This is a genomic window from Actinacidiphila cocklensis (genome assembly GCF_907177275.1).
Lineage (GTDB): Bacteria > Actinomycetota > Actinomycetes > Streptomycetales > Streptomycetaceae > Actinacidiphila > Actinacidiphila cocklensis.
Genome location: NZ_CAJSLV010000087.1, coordinates 10666 through 26185 on the forward strand (window position 1 = coordinate 10666; position 15520 = coordinate 26185).

Annotated in this window: 10 protein-coding genes; 3 read left to right on the top strand and 7 right to left on the bottom strand. The window is 72.3% G+C overall.

What is annotated here, in order from left to right; translation table 11 throughout:
• Positions 1 to 198: 198 nt before the first annotated feature.
• The 4 genes from NFU81_RS31440 to NFU81_RS31455 form a co-directional block, all read right to left on the bottom strand.
• Positions 199 to 4263, bottom strand: coding sequence for a carboxypeptidase regulatory-like domain-containing protein (locus NFU81_RS31440; RefSeq protein ID WP_479688511.1), 4065 nt, complete (start codon positions 4261 to 4263; stop codon positions 199 to 201).
• A gap of 258 nt (positions 4264 to 4521) precedes the next feature.
• Positions 4522 to 5526 (bottom strand): helix-turn-helix transcriptional regulator, encoded by a 1005-nt coding sequence (locus NFU81_RS31445; protein ID WP_251497587.1) that lies wholly within the window; start codon positions 5524 to 5526, stop codon positions 4522 to 4524.
• 162 nt (positions 5527 to 5688) lie between these two features.
• The gene (locus NFU81_RS31450; protein ID WP_251497590.1) at positions 5689 to 7383 is read right to left on the bottom strand and encodes an MFS transporter; all 1695 of its coding nucleotides are present in this window, start codon (positions 7381 to 7383) and stop codon (positions 5689 to 5691) included.
• 173 nt (positions 7384 to 7556) lie between these two features.
• Positions 7557 to 9200 carry a cellulase family glycosylhydrolase gene (locus NFU81_RS31455; RefSeq protein ID WP_251497661.1) on the bottom strand — a complete coding sequence of 548 codons (1644 nt, stop codon included), beginning with the start codon at positions 9198 to 9200 and terminating at the stop codon, positions 7557 to 7559.
• Positions 9201 to 9565: 365 nt separating this feature from the next.
• Here NFU81_RS31455 and NFU81_RS31460 point away from each other — a divergent pair, with 365 nt between their 5' ends.
• Positions 9566 to 10432 (top strand): siderophore-interacting protein, encoded by an 867-nt coding sequence (locus tag NFU81_RS31460; RefSeq protein ID WP_251497593.1) that lies wholly within the window; start codon positions 9566 to 9568, stop codon positions 10430 to 10432.
• Positions 10433 to 10515: 83 nt separating this feature from the next.
• Here the strand turns inward: NFU81_RS31460 and NFU81_RS31465 are convergent, their stop codons facing one another.
• The 3 genes from NFU81_RS31465 to NFU81_RS31475 all read right to left on the bottom strand — a co-directional run bounded on the left by NFU81_RS31465 (position 10516) and on the right by NFU81_RS31475 (position 13273).
• Entirely contained in the window at positions 10516 to 11295 is a 780-nt protein-coding gene (locus NFU81_RS31465; RefSeq protein ID WP_251497596.1) for an ABC transporter permease, read from the bottom strand.
• Positions 11292 to 12326 (bottom strand): ATP-binding cassette domain-containing protein, encoded by a 1035-nt coding sequence (locus NFU81_RS31470; RefSeq protein WP_251497599.1) that lies wholly within the window; start codon positions 12324 to 12326, stop codon positions 11292 to 11294. The genes NFU81_RS31465 and NFU81_RS31470 overlap by 4 nt, the downstream gene beginning before the upstream one ends.
• Before the next feature lie 188 nt (positions 12327 to 12514).
• On the bottom strand, positions 12515 to 13273 hold the full coding sequence (locus NFU81_RS31475) for a PadR family transcriptional regulator (RefSeq protein WP_251497602.1): 759 nt from the start codon (positions 13271 to 13273) through the stop codon (positions 12515 to 12517).
• A 191-nt stretch (positions 13274 to 13464) separates the two neighbouring features.
• On the opposite strand from NFU81_RS31475, the gene NFU81_RS31480 reads away from it, so the two are divergent.
• A complete protein-coding gene (locus tag NFU81_RS31480; protein WP_251497605.1) occupies positions 13465 to 15021 on the top strand; it encodes an amino acid permease in 1557 nt (518 codons plus the stop codon).
• 71 nt (positions 15022 to 15092) lie between these two features.
• The gene (locus NFU81_RS31485) at positions 15093 to 15503 is read left to right on the top strand and encodes a hypothetical protein (RefSeq protein WP_251497620.1); all 411 of its coding nucleotides are present in this window, start codon (positions 15093 to 15095) and stop codon (positions 15501 to 15503) included.
• Positions 15504 to 15520 lie beyond the last annotated feature (17 nt).

The following is a 15520-nucleotide window of genomic DNA, read 5'->3' on the forward strand; positions in this document are numbered from 1 at the left end:
GCGCGACCAGCCCGAACGGCGGGAAAGAAGCGACGCCACGGCAAGGGGCAATCACCTGGGGCGCGGGGAACTGCGCGACCAGCCACAGCGCACCGGAGGATGCGAGCCCACCGCAGGGGGCAGGACCCCCCGAAGCCGCGCAGCGCCGCGCAGGGGAAGGGCCGGGCTGGGTGCCCGGTCCCTTCCCCCGGGAGGGGGCTAGTCCTTCAGGAGGGTGAAGTCGGCCGTGGTCGTGGCCGCCTTGACGATGCGAATCGTCGTCGTGGTCGGCTGGAAGCCGTCCTTGGCGATGATCAGCTGCAAGGGGTTGTTGCGGACGTCGAGCCAGAGCGCGTACGTACCGTCCTTGGCGGTCTTGAGGGTGTAGTGGGTCGCCCACGTGTTGATCTGCACCGTCGCGCCGCTCAGCGGCGCACCGCCCGCGGACACCGTCCCGGTGATCTTGCCCCAGGTGGCCGGCGGCTTGACGGTGAGCGAGACGCTCACCGGCGGGAGCGGGTACGGCGTGTCGGAGCCGAGCCCGAGCGCCGCGGTGTACGTGCCGGGCTGGCTGATGTCCGGCGCCGACGCGTCGAGCGTGACCGTGACGGTCGCGCTGGCACCCGGCGCGAGGGTGACCGTGTCGGTGCTCTCGGTCAGCCAGCTGACGTCCGCCGTGTCGACCTGGTCGTAGCCGGGCAGGACCTCCGCGGTCTTCGCGGGGGTCTGGCCGGCGAGGCCGCCGACGGCGTAGAAGCCGGTGGCGCCGCCGCCGCGGTAGAGGGAGGCGGTGGCGTTGGGCAGGGCGGTCCAGGTGTTGTCGTCGGGCTGGTAGGCCCAGGTCTGGTTGGTGAGTGCGGCGCCCCCGTTGATCGCGCCGCCCTTGACCAGCAGCAGCCCGTTGGCGGAGGTGTACGCGGCGCCCCACGCGTCGGTCGGCTGGTCGGCGATCGGCGACCAGCTGTCGGCCGCCGGGTCATAGACGTAGCCGTGCGTGAGGGTGCCCGCGTCGATGGTGCCGCCGGCGCAGTAGAGCTTGCCGCTGATGGCACCGCAGGACTCCCAGGCGACGTCCTCGGGGTAGGAGGCGGCGGTGGACCAGGCGTTGGTGGCCGGGTCGTACGCCGTCACGTCCGTGGTGCCGCAGGCGTCGGCGGTGCAGCCGCCGACCGAGTAGAGCTTGCCGTTCAGCACCGCGGTGCCCGCACCCGCGTAGGGCTTGGGTGTACTGGCCCCGGTGCTCCAGGTGTTGGTGGCGATGTCGTAGATCTCCAGCTTGGCGTCGGGGTTGCCGTTGGCGCCCCAGCCGCCGGATGCGTAGAACTTGCCGTTGATGATGCCGTGCGCCGGCGCCTCGCGGGTGTCGGCGGCCGAGGCCAGCTTCTTCCAGGCGCCGCTGTCCGCGCTGTACGCGTACAGATCGCTGGTGTCGGCGAGCCCGGTGTAGCCGAACGCCGAGTAGACGGTGCCCTGGTAGCTGGCGACCGCGTTGTCGCCGGTGGAGACCGGCAGGTCGGGCACCGGCTGCCAGGCGTCGCCCGCGGCGGGCTCGGCCGCGGCGGCGGCCCTGGAGGTGGCGCCGGCCTTGGTGCCGTGTGCGGCCAGCGACAGCGGCGAGTAGTCGCCCTTGACGAGGTTGAGCGGGGCGCCCGCCTTGGCGACGACGACTCCGCCCGGGGTCTCGCCCAGGGTCAGCGTGGCCGGTGCGGTGCCGGTGTTCTTGACCGTGACGTTCTGGGTCGTGCTCTTGCCCCAGGCGACGGTCTTGTCGATCGCGGCCGGAGTGACCTTCAGCCGGCCGGCCTTGAGGCTCAGGTCGCGCCGGACGGTGCCGTCCGGCGGGATGTCGGCGGTGGCGGAGGCGGCGGTGTAGTGCGAGGCCGCCGCGCTGACCGGGTGCTTGCCGGTGAGGTGCGAGAAGGTCCAGTAGAAGCCGTCGGGCTCGTTCGGGTCGTCAGGCGTGGCCGTGGTGGTGGTGTGGTCGGCCGGCCGGTCGGTGCTGGTGACCGTCGCGCCGTTGACGCCGGCCTTGGTGTTGGCGTCGGTGACGGTGCCGACCACCAGGCCGCCGGGCACCGGGTCGTAGGTGCGCTTGCCGACGAAGACGTTGTCCAGCTGCCACCAGTACGCCCAGGTGCCGGTGTAGTGGAAGCGCAGCCGTACGTCGCTCTTGCCCGCGTAGTCGGTCAGCGGGATCTCGACGTGCGCGGGACCGGACACCGACGTGGTGGTCTTCTTCCACACGTTGGACCAGGTGGTGCCGCCGTCGGCGGAGACGTCCACGGTGGCGGTGGAGTTGGAGAACTCCTTGTAGTCGGTGTCGAAGCCGAGGATCGGCGCGCTCTGGCCGGTCAGGTCGTACGACGGCGACAGCAGCGAGGTGTCCTGGTGGAGGCTCTGGCCGATGTCGTCGCTGTCGATGATGGCGAAGCCGCCGCTGCCGCCGGTGCGGTTGCCGCGGCTGCCCGGGTCGTCGAAGGCCCAACCGCCGCTGGTGCCGTCGGCGTTGACGACGCTCCAGCCGGTCGGCGGGTCCGTGGTGGAGGTGAAGGGCTCGGTGGCGCCGGCCAGGTTCACCGCGTAGCCGGGCGCCTCGGTGGACGAACTGTCCACGGGCACGACCACGTTGAGGGTCTGGTCGGCGGCGGCGACCTGCACGGTCTTGCTGACCGCCTGGTAGCCGGGGTAGTTGGCGGTGACGTGCAGGGTGTAGTCGGCGTTCTGCGGCAGCGTCAGGGTGTACGCGCCGGTCACCGGGTCGGTGAAGACCGGGCCGCCGGGGACGCCGTCCGCGGTGATGGTCGCGTAGAGCGGCCAGCCGTGCCCTGAACCGTCGTTGACCCGGCCGGAGACGGTCCTGGTCGGGACCGCGTCGAGGGCGAAGGACTCGGTGACGGTGGCGCCGTCCGCGAGGTCGACCGCGGTCGCGCTGCCGGTCGCGTAGCCGTACGCGGCCGCCGTCAGGTCGTAGCTGCCGGGCGGTACGTCCAGGGTGTAGGTGCCGTCGGCGCCGGTGGTCGCGCTGTGGTCACCGGCCTTGACGGTCGCGCCGGCGATCGGGGCGCCGGTGGCGTGGTCGGTGACGGTGCCGGTGAAGACGCCGTGCGGGCCGCTGGTGAAGGCGGTGAGCCCGTTTGGCGTGCCGAGGCCGGTGGGGCCGTCCCAGCCGGGACCCGCGGTGCACAGGGCGTCGGGGTCGCAGGAGCCGTTGTCGCCCTCGGTCACGTCGTTGAGCGCACCGGGCTTGGCGTACGGGTAGGCGTTGGGGTACGTGCCCGCGCCGGGGGGGCCGGCCGCCGCGTAGACGCCGGCGATCAGCGGGGACGACGCGCTGGTGCCGCCGTACACCGCCCAGCCGTCGTTGCCGTAGGTCTGGTAGACCGCGACGCCGGTGACCGGGTCGGCGACCGCCGCGACGTCGGCCTCCGCACGCTTGCCGCAGGCGGTGTCGGTCTGGAAGGCCGGCTTGGGCTCGTAGAGCGAGCAGCCGGAACCGGGGCCGCCGTAGGCGTTGTTCCACACCGACTCGCTCCAGCCGCGGGAGCTGCCGGTGTCCCGGGTCAGCGCGGTACCGCCGACCGCGGTGACGTACGGGGAGACGGCCGGGTAGCTGACGCCGTAGCCGTCGTCGCCGCTCGACGCGACGACCGCGACGCCCGGATGGTTGTAGTACGGGTCCATGCTGGTGGCTTCCGACGGGTCCTCACCGCTGCCGGGAGTGCTGTCGTAGCCCGTGCCGTAGGAGTTGGAGACGTACTTCGCGCCCAGCACGACCGCCTGGTCCACGGCGGCGCCCAGGTCGTCGAAGTACGCCGAGTCCGCCTCGACCAGCAGGATGTGCGCCTTGGGCGCGGCCGCCGAGACCATGTCGAGGTCGAGCGAGATCTCGCCCGCCCAGTCCGGGTCGGGGTCGGGGAGGTCGCTGCCGCCCCGCTGGCTGACCTTGCTGAAGCAGCCGTTGGCGGTGGTGCACTCCGGCAGCCCGTACTGCTGGCGGTAGACCGCGAGGTCGGCCTCCGCGGTCGGGTCGTCGTAGGCGTCCACGATGGCCACGGTCTGTCCTGCGCCGCCGTCCGGCGGCAGTGCGTACGCGCTCTGCAGATCGGTGGCGCCGAAACCGTCGGGGGTGGTCGCGAGCGGCTGGACACCGGCCCTGGCCGGAACGTCGGTCCTGCGCAGCGCGAAGCAGGAGAACTCCCCCGGCTTGGCGTCCGCACACTGGCGTACGACGTCCGGGCGGCTCGACGGTGCGGCCGACGCCGGGGCGGCGGTGGGCAGTTGCAGGCCTACGACGGCGAGGGCGGCCGACGCGAGTGAGGCCACCACACCGGCGGTGCGGCGGCTGCGTCTGGGAACGGGTATGCGCAAGGGGTTCTCCCTGGGGGCAGTGACGCACGGGGACCGCGGCGCGGCGGCGGCCGCGGCGGGTCGCGGTCGATCGGACCGCTGGCGTATACCTGTGCCACACAAGCACCAAGGATTCGTCAAACCGTTGTCGAATACCTGACATCGGGGGTCCCGCTGTGCGGAGTCGCCTTCCCGTCATCCGGACGGCCGGCGGGCGTCTCCCCCCGGATGACCGCCGGGTACGCCGGGTAACTCGCCCGGCAGATCGTCGAGCCAGCCGTGCCGGGCGGCGTGCCACACCAGCTGGATGCGGTTGTCGACGCCGGCCTCGCGCTGCATCGCCGCGACGTGCCGCTGCACGGTGCGCACCGCCACGCCGAGCGAGCGGGCCATCGCCGCGTCGGTGCTGCCGCTCACCAGCATGGCCAGGATCCTCGACCGCAGGGCGCTGCGCGGCTGTTGGGCGTCCGGGCGGCGCACCAGCGGTACTCCGCCCGCCCACACCGCGTCGAACAGCGCGGTCAGCGTGTCCAGCAGCGGGCTCGGCAGCACGACCAGCATCACCGGGTCGGCGTCGTCCCCGTCGGGCGGCGGCAGCAGGGCGACCTCGCGGTCGGCGATACCGAGGCGGGCCGGCAGCCGGCCCGCCACCCGGGCCGACATCAGCGGGTCGCCGGGCGGCCCGAACGCCCCGGCCGCTTCGAGCCCGGCCCGCTCGAACACCACCCGCCGCCGTACGCCGCCGGGCAGCGGCTCGCGCGGCGCCACCGCGGGTCCCGGCACGAACGAGGCGACCTCGTGCCGGGCCGAGCCGCGGAAGTCCTCGACCCTGCGCCGGATGGCGGCCGCCCCCGCCACGACCTGCACGGCCTCGTCGGCGCGGTGGCCCTGGTGGACGCGCTGGTACTCGACGTCGAGCCGGTCGAGTAACTCCGTTCCGAGCCGCAGTTGTTCCTGTGCGCGCGACAGCAGCGGCCGGAATCCGGCGTGCGGCGCGACGGGATACCACTGCCCGTCCCGGCCGCGGCGGGCCAGGCCGCGGGCCGCCAGCTCCCCGCAGGCGGCCTGCCCCCGGTCCGCCGACACGCCCATCTGGCGGGCCAGTTCGGCGGCGGCCACGCCCCGGGTCGACACCAGGAGCGAGTACGCCCGGTCCGCGTCCGGGCTCAACCCCAGGGCCTCAAACGGACGTTCGGTCATGTCAGCGCACTGTAGCGCCTCCCGCTCGGGTGCACCCGGACGTCGGCGCAAGCCACCGCCTGCCGCGGAGGGCAGGCCACGAGGGGCGCGGGGAACCGCGCGCGGCAGTTCCCCGCGCCCCTGGGGGCGCCCCTTGCGGAAGGGGCGCCCCCAGGGGGGCGTTCAGTTCAGGGAGGCCAGCTCCCGGTCGACCGCGGCCTGGTGGAGTGCGGCGTCCTCGCGGGCGCGGCGCGGGCTCCAGCGGCCGGCCATCAGGAAGACGAACGGCAGGAAGAGCACCTGCCCGCCGACGCAGATCCACCACCAGGTGCGCCACTGCGACGGCCCGTCGTGCGCGGCCTTCTGGACCTTCGTGCCGTACTCCTGGAGCACCGCCAGCTGCGGCTGGGCTTTCTGGACGGTGGCCAGGTCGGCCGGGCCGACCTCCTGGACGGCGCGGGCCATGACGTCCGCGGGCGCCTTGCCCGCGGGGTACTTGCCCAGCTCCGCGAAGACCTCCGGGTGCGCCCCGACGATCGCCAGCGCCGGCGCGGCCTGCGTCTGCGCCGCGGCGACCTGCGCCCCGTGGTCGACCAGCGGCGTCACCGAGGTGACCAGCACCGGGATGAAGGCGGCGGAGACCGCGACCACGATCCGTATCGTCCAGCCCCACACCGCCAGGCCGGTCGCCGTGGCGGCCGGGTTGTGCTTCTCCACGGTCTCGGTGAAGCCCGCCATCCACGGGCCGTAGGCCACCCCGCTGAAGACGCCGATGCCGACGAAGAGCCAGGCGAAGGTGTAGTAGTCGGTGGTCGGATGGGTCGCCCGGGTGGCGAAGACCGCCGTCATCACGATCGAGCCGACCGCTCCGACGATCATGAACGGCTTGCGCACCTTGAGCCGGTCGGACAGCAGGCCGACCACGACCAGGGCGATGGCGTTGGCCGCCCAGTACCAGTTCGCGACCGCGTTGGCCCGCTGCTCGCTGTAGCCGTAGGTGGTCGCGAAGTAGACGACGAAGTTGCCGACGGCGGCGAAGTACAGCAGCAGGAAGAGGGCGATGGCCAGGCCGGATCCTGCGATGTCCACGCGCAGCATCTGCCGCCACTCGCCGCGCCGTGCGGCCTGCGGGTCGATGCCCTTGGCGCGGGCCTCGACCAGGGCGCGGTCCCGCAGGGTGACCATGATCTGGTCGCGCAGCCCCGGGGACAGCTCGCGCAGCGCGAAGATCGCCACCACGAAGACCACCAGGCCGGCGATCGCGGAGTAGCGCAGCTCGTCCTGCCAGCTGGAGGTGTCCAGGGTCTGGCTGGTGACCGTGGTGACGACCAGGCTGCCGACGACCGGCCCCATCGTCCAGGCGCCCATCGCGGTGGCCCGGCCGAGCTGCGGCGAGAAGTCCCTGATCAGCGCGGGCGTTGCCACCAGCACGATGCCCTCGACGATGCTGACCAGCGCGAACAGCACCAGGTAGACGCCCTTGCTGCCGGCGCTCGGCAGCCCGAAGAAGACCAGCAGCGAGGCGATCAGCAGCCCGTAGACCACCATGTTGGCCCGGCCCCAGCGGTCGGCGAGTCCCGCGACGAGCGAGGCGAAGGCGCCGACCGCGTTGCCGATCACCGAGACCCACACGAAGTAGCGGTAGGTCATGTCGAAGTGGGTGATGATCGACGTGGCGACCGCGTACTGGATGTAGAGCATGTAGTAGAGCACGACCGTGGTGACCACCACGATGGCCAGGTACGCCATCCGGGGGCCGGTGGCCGGGTAGGCGGCAAGGTCGCGGCGGTAGAGCCGCTGCAGCAGTGTGGGGGCGTCGCCACCCGCGGCCTGTGGTCCCGGTCTGTTGGCGTCGAACGACGTCGGTGTGGCGGACATGCGGCTCCTCCTGGAGGTACGGGAAAACCGGGTGGAGTGACGGAGTGTGGCCAGAGGTTAGTACCGACCGGTCGGTATGCCTAGGGGTCTGCACGAGGTCATTCACACGGAAGCCGGCGGACCCCCTGGTGGGAGTCCGCCGGCGTCGTACCGCGGTGGAGGTGGGGCAGGTGTCAGCTGGCGGTGCAGGTCAGCGTCGGTGCGCCGACCGTTCCCGACGAGGTGCCCTGGAGGCCGAAGCTGGTCGAGGCGGCGGGCGCGACCGCCCCGTTGTAGGAGAGGTTCACGGCGGTGACCGCGGCGCCGGACTGGGTGATGGTGGCGCTCCAGCCCGAGGTCTCCTGCTGGTTGCCGGGCCAGGTCCAGGCCACCTTCCAGCCGGTGGTCGCCGCGGTGCCGGTGTTGGTCACCGTGACGGTGGCCGTGAAGCCGGCGTCCCATTGGTTGTCCACGTGCAGGGCGGCGGTGCAGCCCTTGTTCCCGCCGGTGCCGCCGGTGGTGCCGGCCGACGTGCCCGTACTCGTGCCCGTCGAGGTGCCGGTGGACGTGCCCGTCGACGTACCGGTGCTCGTACCCGTGGAGGTCCCGGTGGACGTACCGGTGCTCGTACCGGTCGACGTACCCGTGCTCGTACCCGTCGAAGTGCCGGTGGACGTACCGCCGTTCGTGCCGCCCGTCGAGCCGCCGAAGGTCGGGGCCTTGATGCTGCTCAGGTAGCCGTCCTTGACGGTGTCGACGGTCTGCCAGTCGTCCTTGAGGATGCCGCCGGTGTCACCGGAGTCGGGGTTCCAGGACCAGAAGGTCCAGCTGATGCTGTTCCCGCCGTTGCCCGAGGTCGGCTGCATGTAGCTGACCAGGGCCTTGAGCCACTGCTGGTCGATGGTGGACTGCAGGGTGGTGCCGAACTCGCCGACCCACACGGGGGCGATGTTCTGCTTGAACAGGTAGCCCCAGTACTTGTCCCACAGCGCCGGCATGTTCGCCGGGAAGGTCGGGTCGGAGAACCAGGTCTGCTGGGCGACGCTGGTGGCGTAGTCGTGGGCCGAGTAGACCACCCGGTTGGCCACGTTCAGCTCCACCGGGTACTGCCCGGCGCCCATCAGGTTGCCGCCCCACCAGCCGGAGGTGCCGTTGAAGGTCTGGATGCCCTCGACGAAGATCAGCAGGCTGGGGTTGACGCCCAGGACCGCGTTGCCCGCCCGCTCGGCCGCGAGCCGCCAGTCGATCGTGGTGTCGCCGCAGCCCCAGCAGGCCGGGTCGTGCGGCTCGTTGTGCAGGTCGATGCCGACGACGGCGGTGTTGCCCTGGTAACGGGTCGCCAGCGCCTTGAGGTTGGTGATCCAGGTCGACTCCGGGACGCTGCTGGTGTACCACAGCGCGGACTGCGCGCTGGAGTCCGGGCGGTGCCGGTCCAGGATCACCCGCAGGCCGACCGAGCCCGCGTAGTTGACGATCTTGTCCATGATCTGCAGCGGGGCGAGCCCCTGCAGGTCGGTGTTCATGTTGTAGAAGGTGATGCTGTTGGCCGTCGCACCCGGCTTGAAGATGTCGTCGCTGTAGGGCAGCCGGATGGTGTTGTAGCCCAGCGTCTTCATCTGGTCGATCATGCTCTTGTAGTCGCGCGACCAGAGGCCGTGCACCACTTCGTTGGAGGTCTCGAAGCCGAACCAGTTGATGCCCGCGATGCGCACCGCCTGGTTGTTGGAGTCCAGGATCTGCCGGCCGCTGGTGTGCCAGTAGCCCGTACCCGCGTCGGCGGCGGGCGCCGCGGCGGCGTCGGCGTGGCTCTGCCCCGCGAGCGACAGCAACGCGAGCATCGCCGCCGCGACCACGGCGGCCAGCACCACGCGCAGCCGGGCCAGGCCTCTCAGCGGACTTCGGACGTCCGGATTGGGAACCACGGTGCGCTTCCTCTCGGTGGGGGGATGGAACGCTTCAGTTCGTGGCGTGACGGGTGGTCAGGAAGCCTGTGGGAGCGCTCCCATTCGCAACTGTATGGAAGCGACGACACCCGAGGGCCGTCAAGGGGTCGCGCAGCCTTCAAGTTGTGAAGCGGCGAAATCCCGTGGCGCGGAACCCCTCGATTAGGCTTACCTAAGTACGATCGAGGGGCGCACGTCGACAGCGGTGCGACAAGGACCGGCGGCCGTACGAACGCGGCGGCAGAGAGCGGGGCTCATTCATGGCGGACTCGGCGGACAGGGCGGATCGGCCCGCGCGCAGGACTCCCACACCCCGGCACGCCACCGTGGTGCACACCGAGCGGCTCACCCCGCACATGATCCGGGTGGTGCTGGCGGTCGGCCCGGACGACCGGCCGGAGATCGGCGCCTACACCGACCACTACGTCAAGCTGCTCTTCGCACCGCCGGGCGTGGCCTACCCCGAGCCCCTGGACCTGGAGGCGGTACGCCGCGACCTGCCGCGCGAGCAGTGGCCGCGGACCCGCACGTACACGGTACGGGCCTGGGACGCGGCGACCGGCGAGCTGACCGTGGACTTCGTCCACCACGGCGACGAGGGCCTGGCGGGGCCGTGGGCGGCGGCCGCACGGCCGGGCGACGGCCTCTACTTCCTCGGTCCCGGCGGTGGTTACGCCCCCGACCCGGCGGCCGACTGGCACCTGCTGGCGGGCGACGAGAGCGCGCTGCCGGCCGTCGCCGCGGCCGTGGAGCAGTTGCCGCCCGGCGCGGTGGCCAGGGTCTTCGTGGAGGTCGCGGGACCTGCGGAGGAGCAGAAGCTGCTGGTGCGCGGCGACGTGGAGGTCGTCTGGCTGCACCGGGCCGGCCGGCCGGTCGGCGAGGCGCTCGTGGCGGCGGTCACCGCGCTGGACTTCCCGCCCGGTGACGTGCAGGTCTTCATGCACGGGGAGGCGGGCTTCGTCAAGGAGCTGCGCCGCTTCGTCCGGCTGGACCGCGGTATCGCGCGCGAGCGGCTGTCGGTGTCGGGCTACTGGCGGCGCGGCGCCGACGAGGACGGCTGGCAGTCGTCCAAGCGCGAGTGGAACGCCGAGGTGGAGCGCGAGCAGGAGGCCGGCGGCCCGGCGTAGGGCGGGTCCACAAGGTCCCGCCCTGGCGACGGCCGTTACGGACGCGGCGGCCGGTCACCGTACGAGGTGACCGGCCGCCGGGCTCACACCGACTGCTGGTAGGAGCGGAAGGTGCGGGTGGACAGCCACACCGCGGCCACCGCGAGGGCCAGCAGCGCCCCGCCGCGGCTGAGCACGTCGCCCCAGTCCGGGTCCGCCGACATCGCCGAACGCCCCGCGACCAGCGCCCAGTTGACCGGGTTGCCGTCCGCGACGTGCCGCATCCAGGACGGCATCAGGCCGGGCGCCATGAAGGCCGAGGACAGGAAGGTCAGCGGCAGCAGCAGGAAGCTGTTGATCCCGATGATGCTCTCCCGCTGCCTGACCAGCATGCCCACCGCGTTGGAGGCGGCACCGAAGACCGTGCCGAGCAGCACCGACGCCAGCAGCAGCACCAGCAGCCCGCCGATCCCGCCCGGGTAGTCGGCGCCGCCGAGCTTGCCGAGCAGCACGATCAGCACCGACTGGGCCGCGGTGCTGCAGCCCTGCTGCATCACGTTGGCGTTCATCAGCGCGGTCCGGCTGACCGGGGTGGTCAGGAACCGGTTGAGGGTGCCGCGTTCGATCTCCTCCAACGTGCCCATGCCGGCCCACATGTTGGAGGACACCGCGCTCATCACGACCACGCCGGGCACCAGGTAGTCCAGGTACGACCCGGCGCCGAAGCCCGGCAGTTCGACCACCTTGCGGAAGAGCGAGCCGAACAGGAAGAGCCAGATCACCGGTTGGACCAGGGTGACGACCAGGAAGACCGGCTGCCGCAGGATCGCCATCAGCTGGCGCTGCGTCATGTACCAGGTCTGGTGCAGGGTTTCGGTGCTCATCGGGCGCCTCCCGCGCTCGCCGCCGGCTGGACCGCCGTCGCGCCCGTGCCGCCCGTGCCGGTGTCCGCGTCGGCGAACCGCCGCCCCGCGTACCGCAGATAGACGTCGTCGAGCGACGGCCTGGCCACGGTCACGGACGCCACCGCGGCGCCCTGCTGCTCCAGCACCGCCAGCACGTGCGGTACGGCGGCGGGTCCGTCGTCGGCGCGGGCGCTGAGCCGCCGTCCTTCCACCGTCACCTCGCGTACCGCGGCGAACTCGCCGAGCGCGGTGGCCAGCAGCCGGGCGTCGACCTCGTCGGGGGTGTCGCGCAGCTCCACGTGGACGGCGTCGCCGCGCAGTTCGCCCTTGAGCTCGTCGGGGGTGCCCTCGGCGACGACCCGGCCGCGGTCGACGATCGCGATCCGCTCGGCGAGCCGGTCGGCCTCCTCCAGGTAGTGCGTGGTGAGCAGGATGGTCAGGCCCTCCTCCCCGGCGAGCCGGGAGATCTCCTCCCACATCGCGGTACGCGCCTCCGGGTCGAGCCCGGTGGTCGGCTCGTCGAGGAACAGCACCTGCGGGCGGTGCATCAGGCCGAGCGCCACGTCGAGGCGGCGCTGCATGCCGCCGGAGTACGTCCGCACCAGGCGGCCGCCGGCCTCGGCGAGGTCGAAGCGTTCGAGCAGCTCGTCGGCGCGGCGGCCGAGCGCGGCACCGCGCTGCCCGTACAGCCGCCCCTGGAGCAGCAGGTTCTCCCGGCCGGTGGCGACCGGGTCGGCGCCGGACTTCTGCGCGACGACGCCGATGGCGCGGCGGACCCGGTCCGGGTGGCGCAGGGCGTCGTGCCCGGCGACCAGGGCGGTGCCTGCGTCCGGGCGGGCCAGGGTGGTGAGGATCTTGACGGTGGTGGACTTGCCGGCGCCGTTGGGGCCGAGCAGCCCGAAGACGGTGCCGGCGGCGACGGTGATACCCATGCCGTCGAGGGCTCTCACCCCGCCGGGGTAGGTCTTGGTCAGGCCGTCCGCCTCGACGGCGGGCGCTGCGGTGGTCATGGTGGTGGTCCTCCGGGTCAGGTGTGCCGGGCGTGCCGGGTCACCGGAGCGCCTGCGGGGAGGAGCCGGGCTATCGTGGGTGTGCCGCACCTCGATCGCCCGACGTCCGCTGCCGCGGGTGTCCGGTCGGTGGTTCGCGTTCCGGCGTCCGCTGTTGCAGCAGCGGGCGCCGGTGTCTTTCCCTCTGGTCAGGTCGTACTGCCGGGGCGGTCCTCCTTCTCGGTGGAGGTGACGGGTACGGCCGGCTGCCCGCCGTCGGCGGTCGCCGCGGGGTCGGAAGCGGGGTCGAAGGCGGGGAACCGCTCCTCCAGCTCGGACCAGCCCTCCGGCATGTCGCCGGTCTCGTGCCAGCTGCGCCACTCGTCGGCACCGGTCAGGCGGCCCGCGGCCACCTCGTCGAGCAGATGGCGCACCCAGCCGGCCTCCGCCTCGACCATCCGCGCCCGGTAGTCGGTCTCCAGCATGAACAGCCGCGGCAGCTCCGCGTCGAGCTTGGCCAGCACCCCGCGCAGGGCGGCGGCTTGGATCTCCAGCGCCGCGGCCCGCTCGGTGAGCAGCTCCACCGCCTCGTCCGGGTGCAGCGCCCCGATCAGCGAGAGCCCGGCCTCGAACGCCGGGTACTCCTGCGCCGGTACGGCCACCACGTCGGCGAGCCAGTCGTGCATCTCGACCCGGCCCTCGTCGGTGAGCCCGTAGAGGGTGCGCTCGGGGCGGTTGCCCTGCCGCTGGACGTCGGCGACGGTCACGAAGCCGTGCTTCTCGAGGTTCTGCACCACGGTGTAGAGCGAACCGTAGTTGATCTTGATGCTGTGTTCCTTGCCGCGCTGCCGCAGCACCCGGGCGATCTCGTACGGGTGCATCGGGCGCTCGCCGAGCAGCACCATGACCGCCAGGGCCAGCGGGTTGGAGAGCTTGCGCCGCTTCGCCACAGTCCTCACCCCCGTCATTCCTCGCTGGCGTATATCCGTGGCCGAACATATCGCGTCTCGTCGGGCAGGGCAACCGCGATGTATCGCGAAATTGCGAGGCTGCGTGAGCACTTCGGCCCGCGCCCGACATGGCCGCGTCATTCAGCCGAAACACCGGCTCCCTAATTTCTGTCGATCGACAGGAATACCTGACCCAGGGGGGCCGGCCCATGACCGCCACCGCACCATCGGACGCCCGTTCGCAGCCGCCGGACCAGCACAGCCCCGAGGACACCGCGGGGCTCGCCGACTTCGGCTACCGCCAGGAACTGCACCGCAGCCTGGGACGCTACGCGTCCTTCGCGGCCGGATTCTCCTTCATCTCGGTGCTGACCACCGTCTTCCAGTTCTTCGCCTTCGGCTACTCCTTCGGCGGTCCGCGCTTCTTCTGGACCTGGCCCGCCGTCCTGATCGGCCAGCTGCTCGTCGCCGCCTGCTTCGCCGAACTCGCCGCCCGCTACCCGATATCCGGCGCCATCTACCAGTGGTCCAGCCGGCTGAGCAACGCCGTCTTCGGCTGGTACGCCGGCTGGATCATGGTGCTCGGGCAGATCGTGGTCGTCGCCGCGGCCGCGCTCGCGCTCCAGGTCGTCCTGCCCGCGGTCTGGTCCGGCTTCCAGCTGATCGGCACGGACACCTCGCCGGTGTCCTCCGACGGCGCGGCCAACGCGGCGCTGCTCGGCATCGTCCTGCTGGTGCTCACCACCGTGGTGAACCTGCTGGACAACAAGGTCATGTCGCTGGTCAACCGGATCGGGGTGACCGCGGAGATCGCCGGCGCGGTCCTCATCGTCGTCCTGCTGCTCACCCACGCCGACCGCTCCCCCGCCGTCACCGTGCACACCGGGGGCGGCGGGTCCGCCCTGCTGGTCGGCTCCTTCGCCGCGGCCTACGTCATGATCGGCTTCGACAGCGCGGGCGAGATGAGCGAGGAGACCCGGCATCCGCGCCGGGTCGCGCCGCGCACGATCCTCACCGCGCTGGCCGCGGCCGGGGTGCTGGCGTCGCTGCTCGTGCTGGCCGCGGTGCTGGCCGCACCCAGCCTCACGGACGGCCGGCTCGGCACGGACGGCCTGTCGTACGTCCTCACCAGCCGGCTCGGCAGCGGGCTCGGCCGCGTCCTGCTCTGCGACGTCGCGCTGGCGGTCGCGGTGGCCACGCTGGCGATCCAGACGTCGGCGACCAGGATGCTCTTCTCGATGGCCCGCGACCGCGCGCTGCCCTTCTCCGCCACGCTCTCCCGGGTCTCCCCCCGCACCGGCCAGCCGCCGGCGCCCGCGCTGGTCGTCGGCGTGCTGTCGGCCGCGCTGCTGCTGATCGCCTTCACCTCGCCCGAGGCGTGGCTGGCCATCGGCACGACCTGCATCGTGATGCTCTACCTCGCGTACTCGATGGTGACCGGACCGCTGCTGCTACGCCGCCTGCGCTCCCCCCTCCCGCCCGCCACCGACGAGTCCGGCGCCCCCGTCTTCTCCCTGGGCCGCTGGGGCGTCCCCGTCAACGCGGCCGCCCTCCTCTACGGCCTGGCGATGACCGTCAACCTCGCCTGGCCGCGGGCCGCGGTCTACGACCCCTCGGGTTCCCACTGGTACTTCCAGTGGTTCTCCCCGCTGTTCCTGCTGGTCACGCTGGTCATCGGCTTCTCCTGGCGGACCGTGCGGGCGCGGCGCGGCCGCTCGGCGCAGGAGGCACTCCCGCCGTCGGCGCTCCCGTCGCCGACTCCCTAGGGACCCGCCCCAGGGCCGGCGCGAGTTTTGCCGCTCCCCCTGCGTGGGATCACGCAGGGGGAGGGGATCACATGGACACATCGGACCTCATCGCCGTGGTCTCGGGCGTGCTGGGCAACCTGATCGCCGTCGTCATCGCGGTACTCAGCCTGCGGAGGTCGGACAAGGCCCTCGCCCAGGCCCGGAGCGCGACCGAACAGGGCCTGCGGCGGGCCGATCTCGCACTGGAGCAGGCACAGGAACTCGCACGGCAGGCCTCGGAGGCGCACTGGCGGGTCGAAGGGGGCGCGACGTCGATCGCCTGGCGCGAACAGGTCTTCGCCCTGCACGACCGCGGCCTCAGCCCCGGCCAGATACGGCGGATCATGCACCTCGAAGACGGCGGCGACGAGTGGGAGCAGGGCAACGGGCAGATCGACGAGATCGTCCGCGACCTCACCCGCCCCCGCCCCGCTGCGGACGGTGCGCCCGCGCCGGCGTAACCGGTCCCGGTCCGTTT